The organism is Gemmatimonas aurantiaca, from assembly GCF_037190085.1.
GTDB classification, from domain to species: Bacteria; Gemmatimonadota; Gemmatimonadetes; order Gemmatimonadales; family Gemmatimonadaceae; genus Gemmatimonas; species Gemmatimonas aurantiaca_A.
The window spans coordinates 82,191-99,282 of the sequence record NZ_JBBCJO010000002.1; the positions used below are offsets into that span (position 1 = coordinate 82,191).

At 66.4% G+C, this 17,092-nt stretch carries 13 protein-coding genes; 10 read left to right on the forward strand and 3 right to left on the reverse strand.

Features of this window, described 5'->3' with window-relative positions; genetic code table 11:
• Positions 1-114: 114 nt before the first annotated feature.
• The 7 genes from WG208_RS02000 (at position 115) to trxC (ending at position 8,859) form a co-directional block, all read left to right on the forward strand.
• Positions 115-918 (forward strand): DUF1028 domain-containing protein, encoded by an 804-nt coding sequence (locus tag WG208_RS02000; RefSeq protein ID WP_337169640.1) that lies wholly within the window; start codon positions 115-117, stop codon positions 916-918.
• Positions 919-1,122: 204 nt separating this feature from the next.
• Entirely contained in the window at positions 1,123-2,214 is a 1,092-nt protein-coding gene (locus tag WG208_RS02005; protein ID WP_337169641.1) for an alpha/beta fold hydrolase, read from the forward strand.
• 102 nt (positions 2,215-2,316) lie between these two features.
• A complete protein-coding gene (locus tag WG208_RS02010; RefSeq protein ID WP_337169642.1) occupies positions 2,317-3,765 on the forward strand; it encodes a TolC family protein in 1,449 nt (482 codons plus the stop codon).
• 13 nt (positions 3,766-3,778) lie between these two features.
• Entirely contained in the window at positions 3,779-4,984 is a 1,206-nt protein-coding gene (locus WG208_RS02015; RefSeq protein WP_337169643.1) for an efflux RND transporter periplasmic adaptor subunit, read from the forward strand.
• 2 nt (positions 4,985-4,986) lie between these two features.
• Positions 4,987-8,208, forward strand: a complete 3,222-nt coding sequence (locus tag WG208_RS02020; RefSeq protein ID WP_337169644.1) for an efflux RND transporter permease subunit — start codon at positions 4,987-4,989, stop codon at positions 8,206-8,208.
• Positions 8,198-8,413 (forward strand): DUF2892 domain-containing protein, encoded by a 216-nt coding sequence (locus WG208_RS02025; protein ID WP_337169645.1) that lies wholly within the window; start codon positions 8,198-8,200, stop codon positions 8,411-8,413. The genes WG208_RS02020 and WG208_RS02025 overlap by 11 nt, the downstream gene beginning before the upstream one ends.
• Positions 8,410-8,859: a thioredoxin TrxC gene (gene trxC, locus WG208_RS02030; RefSeq protein ID WP_337169646.1), complete on the forward strand. Its 450-nt coding sequence runs from the start codon at positions 8,410-8,412 to the stop codon at positions 8,857-8,859. Before WG208_RS02025 ends, trxC begins: the two co-directional genes overlap by 4 nt.
• 27 nt (positions 8,860-8,886) lie before the next feature.
• Here the strand turns inward: trxC and WG208_RS02035 are convergent, their stop codons facing one another.
• Together WG208_RS02035 and WG208_RS02040 are read right to left on the reverse strand one after the other, a co-directional pair.
• Complete coding sequence (locus WG208_RS02035) at positions 8,887-9,249, reverse strand: metalloregulator ArsR/SmtB family transcription factor (protein WP_337169647.1); 363 nt, start codon at positions 9,247-9,249, stop codon at positions 8,887-8,889.
• A 69-nt stretch (positions 9,250-9,318) separates the two neighbouring features.
• Complete coding sequence (locus WG208_RS02040) at positions 9,319-9,750, reverse strand: OsmC family protein (protein WP_337169648.1); 432 nt, start codon at positions 9,748-9,750, stop codon at positions 9,319-9,321.
• 172 nt (positions 9,751-9,922) lie between these two features.
• Here WG208_RS02040 and WG208_RS02045 point away from each other — a divergent pair, with 172 nt between their 5' ends.
• On the forward strand, positions 9,923-12,157 hold the full coding sequence (locus WG208_RS02045; protein WP_337169649.1) for a DPP IV N-terminal domain-containing protein: 2,235 nt from the start codon (positions 9,923-9,925) through the stop codon (positions 12,155-12,157).
• A gap of 110 nt (positions 12,158-12,267) precedes the next feature.
• Here the strand turns inward: WG208_RS02045 and WG208_RS02050 are convergent, their stop codons facing one another.
• On the reverse strand, positions 12,268-15,834 hold the full coding sequence (locus WG208_RS02050) for an amidohydrolase family protein (RefSeq protein ID WP_337169650.1): 3,567 nt from the start codon (positions 15,832-15,834) through the stop codon (positions 12,268-12,270).
• An 82-nt stretch (positions 15,835-15,916) separates the two neighbouring features.
• Between WG208_RS02050 and WG208_RS02055 the strand changes: the two genes are divergently transcribed.
• Positions 15,917-16,285 (forward strand): DUF423 domain-containing protein, encoded by a 369-nt coding sequence (locus tag WG208_RS02055; RefSeq protein ID WP_337169651.1) that lies wholly within the window; start codon positions 15,917-15,919, stop codon positions 16,283-16,285.
• 23 nt (positions 16,286-16,308) lie between these two features.
• Positions 16,309-17,073, forward strand: a complete 765-nt coding sequence (locus tag WG208_RS02060; RefSeq protein WP_337169652.1) for a sulfite exporter TauE/SafE family protein — start codon at positions 16,309-16,311, stop codon at positions 17,071-17,073.
• The last annotated feature ends 19 nt before the right edge of the window (positions 17,074-17,092 follow it).

Consider the following 17,092-nt stretch of genomic DNA (forward strand, 5'->3'; position numbering starts at 1 on the left):
TGCCGAAGTTCGTACCGGCGTCCGGGTCGCAGTTCGCGCGATCGCGTCCGGCGCTTTCGCGTCACGGCCTTCCGACGGACATTTTCCGGAGCTTCCCGCCGGAGAAATCGCACCATGACCTCCTCGAACGCACCACACCCCATGCATCCGTTCCGTTCGCCACGCCGTGCCCCGCTGTGGATCATGCTGGCGTGCCTGGTCGGCGCCGGCCTTCCCGGACACCCCCTGATTGGCCAGACGCCCTGGCCGCCGGTGGCCACGTTTTCGATTCTGGGGTTCGATCCGGCCACCGGTGAGGTAGGCGGCGCCGTGCAATCGCGGGTGTTTTCCGTGGGTAACGGGGTGCTCTGGGCGGAAGCCGGCGTGGGCGCCGCGGCCACCCAGGCCATCGTCGACGTGAGTTATGGCCCCCAGGCGCTGACCCTGCTCCGGCAGGGCATGCGTCCTGCCGATGTCGTGCGGCAGATCTGGGAGCGCGATCCCGATCCCCGGCCCGCCGACTGGACCAAACAGGGACGCCAGTTCGCCGTCATCGACGCCCAGGGAAACGTGGCGGCCTTCACCGGCCCCAAGGCGACGGAGTGGGCCGGCGACAAGCAGGGCAAGTTCTGCACGGCCCAGGGCAACATCCTGGCCAGCGAGGAGGTGGTGAGCGCGATGGTGCGCGCCTTCGAGAACACCGAAGGCCACCTGTCGCTCCGGTTACTCGCCGCACTCGAAGCGGGACAGCAGGCCGGCGGCGACAAGCGGGGCATGCAGTCGGCCGCGATGCTGATCGTCCGAAAGGACGGCGGCGTCTGGCTGCACAACGACGTCGTGCTCCGACTGCAGGTGGACGACCACCCCGAGCCCATCCGGGAACTGCGGCGTCTCGTCGAAAAGGCAGCCACCCAACGCCGGCCCCGCTCGCGGGAGTGAGCGCTCGCCGTGAGCAGCCCGCCGTGAGCGACGCGCCCGGGCGAGCCCTTCCCCGCCAGCCCGGTCGGCTGGACGGGGAATCTCAGCAAAGATACCGTTGGTGCGTTGTCCAAGATGACGGTGGTCAGCCCCTGCTTGGACCACCATGAGGCGCTCCCTTCCGCGAGTGCCATCGATCGTTCCCGCATCCCCGCCTTCCGTCCGATGACCCAACTCCGCCCCTGGCTCACGGCCTCCCTGCCGGCTGTCCTGCTGGCTGCCGGGCTCGCCACCTCCCTGTCCGCGCAGGGAGCCCGCCCCCCGCGTCAGACCGTCAAGATGGATTCGGCCCGCGCCGCGCTGCTGTACGTGAGCAACCGGCACGAAGACCATCCCGTGGCCGATTACGACGCCGCCATCAAGGACAAACAGAAGACCGATTCCATCTACGCGGCCCGCAGCAAGGGCGTCATGAAGTTCTCGAAGGTCACCTACAAGAGCTCCGCCGATGGCCTCGAGATCCCCGCGTACCTGTTCGAACCCCTCACCACCAAGGGTGCCCGGGCACATCCGGCCATGGTCTGGGTGCACGGCGGCGTGCACAGCAACTTCGATCCGCAGTACCTGCCCTTCGTGATCGAGGCGGTACAGCGCGGGTACGCCATCGTGGCGCCCGACTATCGTGGCAGCACGGGCCACGGCAAGGCGCATCACAACGCCATCGACTACGGCGGCATGGAAGTCGACGACACCGAGTCCGCGGTATCGGTGCTCAAGGCCCTGCCCTATGTCAATCCGGATCGCATCGGCGTGATGGGATGGAGCCACGGTGGGTACATCACCGCCTTGCTGCTCACACGCGAAGCCAACGGCTCGCCCTTCAAGGCGGGAGCGGCCATCGTGCCGGTCACCAATCTCCTGTTCCGCCTCTCGTTCAAGGGGCCGTCCTACCAGCGTTCGTTCTCCACCCAGTCCAAGTTGAGTGGTCTGCCGTTCGAACAGCGCGCTGAGTACATCCGTCGCTCCCCCTACTACTGGGTGGACAGCCTCAAGACGCCGATCCTCGTGCATGTCGCCACCAACGACGAGGACGTGAACTTCGAGGAGGCGCGGCCGCTCATCGACGCGTTCCAGGCCCGCCAGCCCAGGCTGGCCGAGACCAAGGTGTACGTGAATCCCACCCCGGGACCGTCCAGCGTCGGCCACACGTTCAGCCGCCGCGTCACCAAGGGCACGTGGGTGCGTGACGATTCGCCGGAGCAGATCGATTCGTGGAATCGCACCTGGGCCTTCTTCGAAAAGCATCTCGGCAAGTGATCCGGAAATGATCCGAGCGGACTGAGCGTCCGTCGCGGGCCCGCCCTCCGGGGTCGGGCCCGCCTTGACATTCAATATATACGTATTTAGTAATATGCTTGTATGCCAAACCTCAAGACTCTCCTGTTCCTCGCGGCGTGGGGGCTGCCCGCAACGGTCGGCGCGCAGCAGGGCCCGACGAACGCCCCGCCGCTCAGGCTGACCGACGCCATTGCCGAAGCGGATCGGATGGCGTTCGCCAATCGCGGCGCGGGGGCCGCCGCGGACATCGCCCGGGCCGCCGCCCGCCGTCCGCTCCAGGGCCTGCTTCCCTCGGCGCGCGTGGAAGCCGGTGCCATCCGCACCACCGACCCCATCGGCGCCTTCGGGACGCTCCTGCGGCAACGACGCGTCACCGCGGAAGCCTTCGCGCCGGCACGACTGAACGCGCCCGACGCCATCGACAATCTCCAGGGCGCCGCCATCCTCGAGATTCCGCTCGTCAATGGCGACGCGATACTCGGTCGACGCGCCGCATCGCGCGCGGCCGATGCCGCCACCGCCAGAGCCGAATGGACGACACTGTCCACCCGTCTGTCGGTCGTGCGTGGTTATTTCGGCGCCATCCTGGCCGCGGAAAAACAGCAGACGCTGGCGCGGGCGCTCATCGCCGGCGAAGCCATGACCGCCCAGATCGAACAGATGCTCCGTCAGGGACTCGTCACACGGGCCGATCTCCTGCAGATGCAGGTCCGGACACGTGACGTGGAGGCGCAACGGCTGGCCGCCGATGCCGCCGCCGGTACCGCGCGCGAGCAACTGAGCCTGTTGCTCGGTCGGAGCGATGCCGCACACACGTTGCGGGCCGATGAATTGCCGGCGGTGCTGCCCACCGATGCCGCGGTGCGGGCGATGGTCAGGAACACCGGCATTGCGGTCGGCCCGAATGAAGGCAACGACGGGATGCGCGCATCGTCCGTCCGAACCGGCCGTGAAGAAACCCGCGAAGACATGCGGGCCAGCCGACTCGATGTGGAGGCCGCACGCTTCGATGTGCAGCGGGCCGGCAGTACGCTGTTGCCGCGGCTGAACGGCGTGGCCCGCTACGACTGGAACGCGCCGAGTGGCCTGTACGCGGGACGCCCGAGCTGGACCGTCGGAGTCATGGCTTCGTGGTCACTCTTCGGCGGGGGCAGTGAGCTCGCCGACATCGACGGGGGGCAGGCACGTCTCGCGGCCGCCCGCACCGCGGATGCGGCCACCATGGCCGCCGCGCGCCTCGAACAGGAGACCGCGGTGCGGCAGTTGCGGGTGACGCTCGCGCAGCTCGATCTCGCGGCACTCAGCATGACGCAGAGTCAGGAGGCGCATCGTCTCGTGCAGCGGCGCTATGTCGGCGGTCTGGCCACCGTCGCCGAGGTCCTGGCGGCGGAAGCCAGTGAGACCGCATCGGCCCTGCAGCACGCGGCCGCCCGCTACGCCGTCATCGAAGCGGTGGCGCAGTATCGCCTCGCCATTGGCGCCGATCCCGGCGCGATCGCGACCCAGCTCGATCCTTCGCCCGAGCACTGATCCCTACCGAGCCATGTCCAATCTCCATTCGTTCTTCCCACGCTTCCACGAATCCACGCGGGCACTCGCGATGCCGGTCGTCCTGATGACGGCACTGATCGCCGCGGGTTGTTCCGGCAACGATGAGTCGCACCCACGCGAATCGGCCCGTGTCGATGGACCGGTCGCCATGTCGGATACTGCGGGGGTGTTGCTCACGATCACCGATACCACGTTCAGCGGCAGTTTCGGAGCCGCCGGCGTGGCCGCCCCCCTGGAGGAGGCCACGCTGAGTACGACGCTCATGGGCACCGTCACCGATGTGCTGGTGCACGAAGGAGACCGCGTGCATACCGGTCAGGTGCTGCTCCGCATCGATGCCGGCGAACTCGCGGCCCGGGCACAGCGTCTCTCGGCGTCGGTGGCCGATGCGGACGCCATGCACCGTGACGCGGAAGTGCAGGCCAGGCGCTTTGCGGCCCTCTATGCCGACAGTGCAGCCACCCGGGCACAATACGAAGCCGCCCAGACCGGTCTCGCCCGCGCGGAAGCGGGCGTGCGGGCGGCACGGGCCGCGGCGGCGGAACTCGATGCGGCTTCGCGATACTCCACGCTGCGCGCTCCGTTCGACGGCGTCGTGATCCGTCGGGCCATCGATCGTGGTGGCATGGCCACACCGGGCGCTCCATTGCTCACGGTGCAGAACGCGACGACCCTGCGCATCAGTGCCGCGGCGCCCATCACCGTCACGCGCCGCCTGCACCGCGGGCAGCGCGTCGATGTCATCATCGGAGACGTGTCGGCCACGGCCACGATCGAGGGCGTGGTCCCGGCCGGCAGCAGCAATCTCTTCACCGTCAACGCGCTGGTGCAGAATCGCGATGCGCACTACGCCGCCGGCAGCAGTGCCACCATCCTCCTGCCCACCGACAGTGTACGCGGCATCATGATCCCCGTGCGCGCGCTGCTGCGCGACGGTGATCTCGTGGGGGTCCTGGTCGACCGCGGTGGCATGCGCGAACGGCGCTGGATCCGTGTTGGGGGGACCTTCGGCGATCGGGTCGAAGTCACGAGCGGGCTCCATGCGGGTGATCGTGTCGTGATGCCACACGATCCGACCGGTCGCACGGCCGCCTCTGCGAAGGCGCCTGCGAATACCTCCGCGAATGCGCCTGTGAATGCCGACACGGGTGCCGACACGGATGTCAACACGAAACACAACCCGAACGGCGGAGTCTGATCATGTCCGCCTCGTGGGGCATTTCCGGGCGCATCGCCCGGGCCTTTCTGCACTCCAAGCTGACGCCGCTCATCACCATCGCGTCGCTGGCCGTGGGCGCGCTGGGAATCGCCGCTACACCGCGGGAAGAGGAACCGCAGATCTCGGTGCCGATGATCGATGTCATCGCCGCCATGCCGGGCGCCTCGCCGGCGGAGGCCGAACAACTCGTGGCCCGTCCCATCGAGCAGCGCATGCTCGAAATCCCGGGCGTGGACCATGTCTATGGTTCGGCCGGTGACGGTTTCGCGATGGTCACCGTGCGTTTCGCGGTGGGCGAGGATCAGGAGCGCAGCGTCACGCGGGTGCAGGCCAAGCTCGCCGACATCATGACCGTGGCGCCTGCGGGGATGCAGCCGCCGGTGGTTCGGGCACACTCCATCGACGATGTGCCCGTGTTGTCGCTGACCCTGCACAGTCAGGACGTCGACATCAACACGCTGCGCGGCATTGCGGTGCATCTCGAGGACGAGATCCGCACGGTGCCCGAGGTGGCCGAATCGTTCGTGATCGGCGGCGCTCCGCGTCGGGTGAGTGTGGTGCTGGATGCCGCCCGTCTCGCATCCAGTGGTGTCACGCCGGGTGAAGTCATGATGGCGTTGCGTCAGGCCAATGCGCAGTTGCTGGCCGGCGAGATGACCACCGGCAACCATACCGTGCAGATCGCGGTGGGCGCTCCCATCACCAGCGCCCAGGACGTGGCCGGGCTGGTGGTGGCCAATCGCCGCGGCACGCCGATCTATCTGCGCAGCGTCGCCGACATCCGCGACGATCACGGCGACGTGGACACGTATGTCTCGCACCATGGCGCGGGGACCGGAACGGCTCCGGAAGCGGCGGTCACGATCGCCGTGGCCAAGCGCAAAGGCGCCAACGCCACGCACGTCACCGAAGCCGTGATGGAACGGGTCGATCAGGCGCGTGCGCGGCTGCTGCCCTCCACGGTGAAGCTGGAAGTGACCCGCGACTACGGCGAGACCGCCGGCGAGAAGGCCCGGGAACTCATTCTCCATCTGATCATCGCCACGGTATCCGTGACGCTGCTCATCTGGCTCTTCCTCGGCTGGCGTGAAGCCGTGGTGGTGCTGGTGGCGGTGCCCGTGACACTCGCGCTCACCTTGTTCGTGTACTACGCGCTGGGTTACACGCTCAATCGCATCACGCTGTTCGCGCTGATCTTCTCCATCGGCATTCTCGTCGACGACGCCATCGTGGTGGTGGAGAACATCTACCGGCATCTCGCCATGCAGAACCGGCCGGCCGATCTGGCCGCGGTGGATGCCGTGGACGAGGTGGGCAATCCCACCATCCTGGCCACCTTCACGGTGATCGCGGCCATCGTGCCGATGGCATTCGTGAGTGGCATGATGGGGCCGTACATGCGTCCCATTCCGGTGGGTGCCTCGGTGGCGATGCTCGCGTCACTGGGGGTGGCGTTCGTCGTCACGCCATATCTCGCCTACCGCCTGCTGAAGGGCCATGTCGGGCCGCCGCATGGATCCATCGCCCATCCGCCCGAAGAAGGCGGACGTGTCGATACACTCTATCATCGTCTGATGACGCCGCTGCTGGAACGGCCGGCGCGCCGGCGGGCTTTCTACGGCACGGTGATCCTGTTGCTGCTCGGCAGCGTGTCGCTGGTGGGGCTGCGCGCCGTGCAGGTGAAGATGCTCCCCTTCGACAACAAGAGCGAGTTCCAGGTGGTGCTCGACCTTCCCGAGGGCACCACGCTCGAGACCACGCAGCGGGTGGCGTCGGAGATCGCGACATATCTGGGTTCGGTTCCCGAGGTGGTGAGCACGCAGGTGTATGCCGGCACCGCGGCGCCGTTCAACTTCAACGGACTGGTGCGTCACTACTTCCTGCGCCGCGGCGCCAATGTGGCCGACGTGCAGGTGAATCTCGCCCCCAAGGGCGAACGTTCCCGTCAGAGTCACGCCATCGCGGTGGCGGTCAGGCCGGGTATCGATTCCATCGCCCAGCGCTACGACGCCTCGGCCAAGGTGGCGGAGATTCCTCCGGGGCCGCCGGTGCTCTCGACCCTCGTGGCGGAAGTGTACGCCGCGAACGACAGCACGCGGCTGGAGGCGGCGCGCGCCGTGAAGCGGGTGTTCGAGGAAACACCGGGTGTGGTGGATGTGGACTGGACGGTGGAGGCGCCGCAGCAGCGCGTCACGTTTCAGGTGGACCGGAACCGCGCCGCGGAAGTTGGCGCCAGTGTCGAGCAGATCGTGCAGACCATCGCGCTGGCCGTCTCCGGCACCACGGCCGGCGCGATGGCCTCACCCACGGCGCGTGAAGCCGTAGCCATCGTGCCGCGTCTGCCGGCAACGGAACGTTCCAGCATCGATGCCCTGCTCGCGATTCCGGTGCCCACCATGCTGGGCGCGCAACCGCTCGGCCGCTTCGTGACAGTACGGGACGGCATCCGGGAAAGCACACGCATACGCAAGGATCTCCGTCCGGCGATCTACGTGACCGCCGATGTCGCGCGGGAGATCGAGAGCCCGGTGTACGCGATCCTGGAGATGAACCGGAGACTGGCGGACGTGCGCGTCGACGGAGCGTCCATCGGCATCTACAACGCGCAGCAGCCCGCCTCACTGGACGAGACGGCCATCAAGTGGGACGGTGAGTGGCAGGTGACCATCGAGGTGTTCCGCGATCTCGGACTCGCTTTTGCCGTGGTGCTGCTGCTCATCTATGTGCTCGTGGTGGGATGGTTCCAGAGTTTCCGCGTGCCGCTGGTCATCATGGCGCCCATTCCCCTCACGCTCATCGGCATCCTGCCGGCGCACGCCATCGGCGGGGCGTTCTTCACGGCCACCAGCATGATCGGCATGATCGCACTGGCCGGCATCATCGTGCGCAACTCCATCCTGCTGGTCGATTTCATCCAGTTGGAGGAGCGCCGCGGACGGGCCCTCACCGATGCGGTGCTCGAGGCCGGCGCGGTGCGTTTCCGCCCCATCGCCCTGACCGCCGCGGCCGTGGTCGTGGGCGGCCTGGTCATGGTACTCGATCCGATCTTCCAGGGACTCGCCGTCGCGCTCATGAGCGGGGCCGTCGTGGCCACCCTGCTCACCATGGTGGTCGTCCCGCTGCTCTACTGGGAGCTTCGCACCCGCGAGGCTCGCCAGGCTGCCGTGTCCCTCAAAAACGAGAACCCCACTCATGTGCGCTGATTCCATCATCCGCCGTTTCGCCGGCGTGTTCGTCCTCGTTTCCGTGGCGCTGGGCTTTCTGGTATCACCGGCGTTCTTCTACTTTACGGCATTCGTGGGTCTCAATCTGCTGCAGTCGAGCTTCACCAACTTCTGCCCGCTCGAAAAAGCCCTGGCAGCGTTCGGCCTGTTCGGCTGTCGTCCCAAAGCCAGGAGTACGTCGTGACCACCGACAACGAACGTCGCCTGCCCGCGGTCCTGCCCTGCGCCGCGTGCGGCAAGCTCAATCGCGTCGACCTCGCGCGCGTGGACGCCCGACCGGCGTGTGGATCGTGTCGCGCGGCCCTGGTGCTCGACGCACCCATCGTGCTGACGGAAGCCAACTTCGACACGGTGGTGGCGCAGAGCGCCGTCCCGGTGATGGTGGACTTCTACGCCGACTGGTGTGGCCCCTGCCGCATGATGGCGCCGGTCTTCGCCGATTTCGCGAAGCGCCAGCGTGGCCGGGTGCTGGTGGCCAAAGTGGACACCGATGCCAACCCCGCCCTGTCCACGCGGTTCGGGATCCGCAGCATTCCCACGCTCAATGTGATGCGTGACGGCAAGGAAGTGGCCCGGCAAGTAGGCGCCGTGCCGATGGCCGTGCTGGAGCAGATGATCGTGGAGCGATGAGCCGGGCGATGAGCCGGCCGGTGAGCGTCACCGCCCGGCGATGACCTTCCGGCGTTCGCTCAGCTCCGACTCGAGCCGTCCACACACCAGTTCGCACAGCTTGAGCACGTCCCGGTCGGCGAGTTCATAGCGTACATACACTCCATCACGTTCGCGGGCCACGAGGCCATTGGTGTGCAGCAGCGCCAGATGTCGTGAGACATTGGCCTGTCCCATGCCGGTGGCCTCGACCAGTTCGTTGACCGTCAGCGGGCCGCTACGCAACGCCTGCAGCAGACTCAGACGCGCGCGATCGCTCAGCGCCTTGAATCGCTCGGCGACGAGATCGAGCAGCTCGGGTCCCATGTGTTTCACCACGGACGCCTCCACGAGATACACAGATACATACATAGGAATATATAGGAACAAAAACCGGCGCGCCATTCGTGGCGCGCCGGTTCGCCTGTCTTGGGACCGGACTCAGGTCAGCGTGGCGTCGAGCGAGATCTCGGCGTTGAGCACCTTCGACACCGGGCATCCTTCCTTCGCCGCCTTGGCCAGCGCCTGGAACTCCTCTTCGCTGATTCCGGGCACGGTGGCGGTGAGCTGCAGATGCACCTTGGTGATGGCAAACCCGGCGGCCTGCTGCTCCATCGTGAGCACGGCGTTCGTACGCAGCTCGGTGGGCGTGTGACCGGCACGGGTGAGCTGCCCCGACAGCGCCATGGAGAAGCAGCCGGCATGCGCGGCCGCGATCAATTCTTCCGGATTGGTCCCACTGCGACCGGTTTCATCTTCGAAGCGCAGCTTGAACGAATACGGCTGGGCGTTCAGGACGCCGCTGGGGGTCGTGAGAGTGCCGCTGCCCTCGCGGATGCTGCCCTGCCAGACGGCTGTCGCAGTACGTTCCATGTCTCGCTCCTCGACTGAGTGAACCCCGCGCGAAAGTGGCGGGACGAGGGAAGGATAGCCCGCCGTCCGGAGGTGGCCAACGGCTGGCGCCCTCCGAAACGCCGGGGGGCATTCCCTGCCCTCGTGGTTCGCGGCAACTTCCAGCGATCGTTTCCCCCACCCCCTTTTGCCGATGCGTCGTTCCATCCCCCTGACGGCCGCCCAGACGGCGGTCACCGCTGTGGCGGTCACCGCTGTGGCGGTCACCGCCGCGGTGGCCATCATTGCCCCACTGGCATCCCTCGGCGCTCAGGCGCGAGTCGTCACGGCCGACGACTATGCCCGCGCCGAGAAATTCCTGGGCTTCAATACCAGTCAGCTGGTGTCCAACACCGGCGTGCAGCCCACGTGGCTGCCCGACGGTCGCTTCACCTATCGTGTGCGCCAGCCCGACGGCTCGACGCCGATGATCCTGGTGGATGCCAAGGGTGCCAGGACCAACTGCAACGCCGCCGGGACCGTCTGCCCGCCCGCGCCGGCTCCGGGCGGGCGCGGAGGCGGGGGTGGGGGCGGACGCCCCCCGGAGGTGCTGTCGCCCGACGGTACGAAGGCCGCGTTCATCCGGGACTGGAACCTGTGGGTGCGTGATGTGGCCTCGAACCAGGAGACGCAGCTCACCACCGATGGCATCAAGGACTTCGGATACGCCACCGACAACGCCGGCTGGGTGCATTCGAACCGGGCGCTGCTCATGTGGTCGCCCGATTCGAAGAAGATCGCGACATTCCAGCAGGACCAGCGCAACGTGGGAGAGATGTACCTCGTGCGCACCAGGGTGGGGCACCCCGAACTGATGGCGTGGAAGTACCCGCTGCCGGGTGACAGCGTGGTGTCGATGATCCATCGCGTGGTCATCGATCTGAGCGGCACGCCGCGTGTGGTGCGGTTCCGCATGCCTCCCGATGAACACCGCAGTTCGGTGTGCGATCACATTGCCTGCGGCGGCAAGCTGGCCGATGTGGAGTGGTATCCCGACGGCAGCAAGGTGGCGTTCCTCTCCAACTCACGCGACCACAAGATCGCCACGTTGCGGGTGGCCGACGCGGCCAGCGGCGACGTGCGCGACGTGCTGCGTGAAGAGGTCGCCACACAATTCGAAAGTGGCGATGGTGATCAGAACTGGCGCGTGCTGCCGGCCAGCAATGAAGTGATCTGGTTCTCCGAGCGCGACGACTGGGGACAGCTCTATCTGTTCGATCTCACCACGGGACAGATCAAGAACAAGATCACCACCGGAGAAGGTGGGGTGCTGTCGGTGGAGCGTCTCGATGCCAAGGCCCGCACCATCTGGTTCACCGCATCGGGCAAGGAAAAGGGACGCGATCCCTACTTCCGGCATCTCTACCGGATCGGCATGGACGGCAAGGGGCTCACGCTGCTGACCCCTGAAGACGGCGACCACAATATCTCGCTTTCACCCGACGGCGCACGTTTCGTGGACAGCTGGTCGCGCCCCGATCTGCCGCAGACGGCCGTGCTGCGTGATGCCCGCACGGGCAAACTGATTGCCACGCTGGAAACCGGCGACATCAGCAAGCTCACCGCGACGGGCTGGAAGCCGCCCACGCGCATCACCGTGAAGGATCGCGCCGGCAAGTGGGACCTGTACGGTCTCATGTGGACGCCCACGAAGCTCGACTCCACGCGCAAGTATCCCATCATCAACTACATCTATCCGGGTCCGCAGGGCGGCTCGGTGGGCAGCCGCCAGTTCACACCCGCCACACGTGACAACCAGGCGCTCGCCGAACTGGGCTTCATCGTCGTGTCCATCGATGGCACCGGCAATCCGATGCGTTCCAAGTCGTTCCATGACGCCTACTACGGCCGCATGGGCGACAACACGCTCCCCGATCAGATCGCGGGCATGAAGGAGCTGGCATCGCGGTACCGGTTCATCGATCTCGATCGGGTCGGCATCTGGGGCCACTCGGGCGGCGGCTTTGCCACCGCCGGCGCGATGTTCCGCTATCCCGACTTCTTCAAGGTGGGCATCGCGGAGTCGGGCAATCACGACAACCGCAACTACGAAGACGACTGGGGCGAGCGCTATCACGGCCTGCTCACGCGCAGCGGCGGCACCGACAACTACGATGCTGAAGCCAACCAGAACCTGGCCAGGAATCTCAAGGGCAAGCTGATGCTCGCGCACGGCACCCTGGACGACAACGTGCCGCCCGACAACACCTTGCTGGTGGTCGACGCGCTCATCAAGGCGGGCAAGGACTTCGACCTCATCATGATTCCCAACGCGGCTCATGGCTTCGGCGCCGCATCGAACTACATGATGCGCCGTCGCTGGGATTATTTCGTGCAGCACCTCCTGGGTGCCACGCCGCCAAAGGAATATCCGCTCGGGCCGAAGTAACCGCGCGTCACCGAACGCACGATCGAAACGGGGCGGATCATCGATGATGATCCGCCCCGTCGTTCTTCCATCACTCGTCCATCATCTGCAGACGTCGACGTCCATCAACGCTACGGCCTGATCCCAGCCGCCGCACTCGGCACCGTGTAACTCCACGGCTGACGCGTGAGCGGCTTCTGTCGCGGATACACTTCGTCGAGCGTATTGCCGTCGAAGAGGCGGCCGTTCACCATCACCATGTTGATGGTGTTGCTGTTCCGGATGTTCTCCAGCGGATCCTTGTCCAGCACGAGCAGGTCGGCGAACTTGCCCGGCTCGAGCGAGCCCACTTCGGAGGCAAGGCCGATGGCTTCCGCGCCCACGATGGTGGCCGAACGCAGGGCATCGTGCGGGCTCAGGCCGCCCGACTGCACCAACCAGAGCTCCCAGTGCATGCCCAGTCCCTGCAACTGACCGTGGCTGCCGATGCCGATGCGCGCGCCGCGCTCCACCGAGTTCTTGATGTCCACGGCGTGCTGCCACATGGCATACTCCTCCTTCACCGCAAACCCCGCGGGTCCAGGTGCATTGCCCGTGCCCCGGCGTCGCACCTTGGTGTCGAAGTCCACCGGATGCGTGAAGCGGCGCAGCTTCGCATCGCCCAGCAGATCCTCGCTCTGGTAGAACCACCCTTCACCAAACGGCCCCCCGTATTCCACGATGAGCGTGGGGGAGTTCACCACCTGCGTGCCCTTGTACCACTCGAAGATGTCGTCGTACTTGGGCGTGATCGGCAAGGTGTGTTCGATGCCCGGATAGCCATCGATCCCGTGCGTGAGATTGAGCTTCTGATCGAGCCCGCCTTCGGTGGTGGGCATGATGCCGAGCTCCTTCGCCGCCATGATGATCCACTGCCGCTGCTGACGGTTGCCGCTCATGTACATCTTGAGCGTCTTGGTGTCGTAGTACTTCGCGTACCGCGTGAGGATCTCGCGCGCATGGTCCAGATCGCGCACCGGCTCGCTGGAGAAGACGCCGGGCCCGGTGGTGTAGATGCGCGGGCCGATCATGTCGCCACTCTCCACCCGATCGGCATACGACAGGAAGTCGGTCGTGGCCGTCTGCGGATCGCGCGTGGTGGTCGTGCCGTAGGCCAGCGTGGTGAGATACTGCCACGTCTGCGTGCTGTGCACGTTGGGCGTGAGCCACTGCGGGTGATAGTGCGTGTCCACCATGCCGGGCATGATCACCTTGCCCGCCACATCGATGATCTTCGCGCCATCGGGAATGCTCACACTGCCGCGCGGCCCGATCGCCACGATGCGCTGATCGCGCACCACGATATCGGCGTTGTCGATGATCTCCCTGTCCTTCATCGTGATGGCCTTGGCCCCGCGGAACACCACCGTACCACGCGGCACATCACGCTGCGCCGACACGGCGATGCGCATCTCGGCCGCCTTGTAGCCCGGCGGGGTCTTCTTCGTGGTGTCGGCCTTGGCGATGGAGTCGGCGCGGGTGATGCTGTCCTTCACCGCCTTGGTGGTGTCGGCACGCAGACGGGCCTTGCGACGATCGTCTTCCTTGAGCGAGTCGTCCACCACCTTCGCGCGGTCGAGATCGTACGTGAAGAGCGCATTGCCCAGCGCCCAATGGATCTTGCGACCGTCGGCCGCCCACGTGCCGAATTCACCACCCACGGTGTTGAGCTTCTTCACCGGTACGGAGGCGCTTCTGGGGTCGGCGACGCTCACCGTGGGCGCGGTGGCGCCCACCTGCGGCACGGTGATCGTGTAGAAGTCCATGCCCACCATGGCCAGCGCCTGATCGCCCGTGGGCGCCATCAGAATCATCGCGGCCGGTGGCGCCGATGGTGGCGCCGGCTCGGCATCGTCGAGGTGCGTGCCTCCGTTTGCGCCGAGGTGCATGTCGGCACCCACCGGACGCGCCGCCCGTCCGCCGAAATTGAACTGCGATTCCTTCGCCACCAGCGCCGCGTCGAGATTGCCGCCGGCGTTCGGTGGCAGCGGACCGGTGACCCGCAGATGGGTCTTGAGATCGGTGCCGTCCCACCGGAACGACTGCAATCCGCCGCTGCCGCTGTAGGCGAAGATACGCGAGCTGTCGCGGGTGAAATGCGGGGTGTTGAGCCCACCGGCCGGCATGATGAGGGTGGCCGCGCCTCCCGTGGAGGGAAGCCACACGAGATCCGCCGCCGCGGGACCGAAGAACGCGGCCCCGGCCTCCTGCACTTCACGCGCCGCTGCGCGCGTGGCCACGATGCGTGTGCCCGATGGCGACCACACGGGATCGGTGTACAACCCACCGACGGTCGACAAGGTGCGGGTGCGCCAGCCGCGGGTCCCGTCGGCATCGGCGCGCATGATCTGACCGCCGCGACTGTCTTCCCAGGTGACATAGGCGAGCGACTTGCCGTCGGGCGACCACACCGGATTGAATTCGCCCACCGTACCCGTGGACACCCGTGTGGGCTTGCCGTCGGGGAGCGTCGTCACCCACACCCGGTCGAGTGAAACGAACGCGAGCTGCTTGCCATCGGGCGACGGTTGCACATCGCGGATCTGGCGCGCGGTGAACGTCGCCGCGGTGTCGATGGTGTAGGCGAACTTCAGTTGCGGTCCCATCTCGAGGCGCACTTCCGCTTCGAACGGGATCTTCGTGGGCGCCGAACGGTCCACCGGCACACGCCAGAACTCGCCGCCATACGACACGACGATGGCTTTGGAATCGGGCGTGAAACTGTAGCCCGGATAGGCGTCCATCGGCGCCCGCGATTCCATGTCATCCCGTTGCACCGGGAACGCGAGCCATTCCTCCTGCTGCGTCTGCAGGTTGCGGATGCGGAGTCCGGTTTTCGTTTCGAAACGCGTGGCGTACACCAGCCACGTGCCATCGGGCGAGAGCGCGGGTCGCGCGCCGGAACCGAAACGGGTGGTCATCTGCGATGCACGACCCGTCTCCCGATCCCACACGGCGAGCTGGTACTGCGGTCCGATGCTGTTGTACTGCCAGTCACCGGTGCGGGTGGCGTACCACAGATAGCGTCCGTTCGCCCCGAACGCGGCGCCCAGTTGTTTCTGCGTGGCCGCCGGTGTGGGGGTCATGGAGAGCGGCACCCCATTGCCGCCATCGATGTGATACATCCACAGTTTCGCCGCACCGCCCAGTCCACCGGAGCGCGAGGCGATCACGTACTTCCCGTCGGGCGTGAACTCCGGCGAGATGTACATGTTGTTGTTCCCGCGTGTGAGCTGCGTGGTGTCCTTGAGATCGAGCGACAGCAGCCAGACGTTTTCACCGCCGGACCGATCGGAGACGAACACCACCTTCCGGCCATCGGGTGAGAATCGCGGCTGCGCATCGTACGCCATGCCGCTCGTCAGGCGTGTGGCCTTGCCGCCGGCAATGGGCAGGGTATACAGATCGCCCAGCAGATCGAACACCAGGGTCTGGCCATCCGGCGACACGTCCACCGACATCCACGTACCCCTGGTCGTGGTGAAGGTGTGGGTGCGGGCCATCTTGAGAGGCAGGGTCGTGGCAGGTGTCGCAGGAGCTCCCTGAGCCGCCAGGGCACTGAACAGCGGCCCGCTCACCGCACCGGCAACCATGAATCCCAGGCCAATCAGCGACCGGGGGCTGCGAAATGGGATGAGGGGTGACGCGGAAAATGTCATGCAATCTCCAGGAAGTGGCCGATGGGGAATCTTACGGTCGCCTGCGATACGACACCACGATGCCGGTCTTTAGATTTCCGGGATGGACAAACTCTTCCTGATGTTGGGGGCGCTCTCTGGCGCCGTGAGCGTGGCCGCTGGTGCGTTCGGCTCGCATGGTCTCCGTGCCAAGCTCGAGCCGCGCATGCTCGAAGTGTTCGAAACGGCGGCGCGATATCAGATGTATCATGCGCTGGCGCTCATGGCGGTGGCCTGGGTGGCCACGCGGTGGCCTGGCACGATGACGACGGCAAGCGGATGGTTGTTCGTGGCCGGCACGGTGCTGTTCTCGGGGTCGCTGTACGGCTACACACTCACCGGCGTACGCACGCTGGCCATCATCACGCCCATCGGAGGCGTCTGCTTCATCCTGGGCTGGATCTGCCTGGCATTGGCTGTGCGTAACGGGTGACTGGCCCAACGTCCGTTGGCGCCATGCATCTGGGCGCCATCGCGGCCGTGTCCGCCCTGAGCGGCGCCGTCAACTCCATTGCCGGCGGTGGCACGCTGCTCACGTTTCCCGCCTTGCTTGGGCTCGGGATTCCCGCGGTCGCGGCCAATGCCACCAGCACGGTGGCACTGTGGCCCGGCTCCCTGGCCAGCATGCTGGGATATCGTCGCGAACTGGCGGGCGCAGAGCGCTGGGCGCTCCGGCTCGCGGTGCCCAGCATTCTCGGCGGATGCCTCGGCGCCTGGTTGCTGCTGGTGACCAGCGAAGCGCGATTCCGTGCACTGGTCCCCTGGCTGGTGCTGAGCGCGACGGTGCTGTTCGCGGTGCAGGGTCCCGTCATGCGGTGGCTGCGTGAACGGACGGTGGCAGACCCCGAAGCCATGCGCCCCATCGATCCCAGCCTGGGCATGCTGTTCGCGCAGTTCGCGGTGGGGATCTATGGTGGATACTTCGGCGCTGGCGCCGGGATCGTCATGCTGGCCGTCTTCGGTCTGATGGGACTGACCAACATCCATCAGATGAACGGACTCAAGAACTTCAATGGCATCTGTTTCAACGGCGTCGCGGCCATTGCCTTTGCCATCATGGGATTGGTGCACTGGCCGATCGCACTGGTGATGGCGATCGGATCGAGTGTGGGAGGCTATCTCATGTCGGGGCTCGCACAACGCGTTCCGCAGTCGTGGGTGCGCGGCGCGGTGTCGGCGATCGGTTTCGCGAGCGCCGTCTGGCTCTTCTTCACACGCTAGAGCCGAACAGCAGAACCAG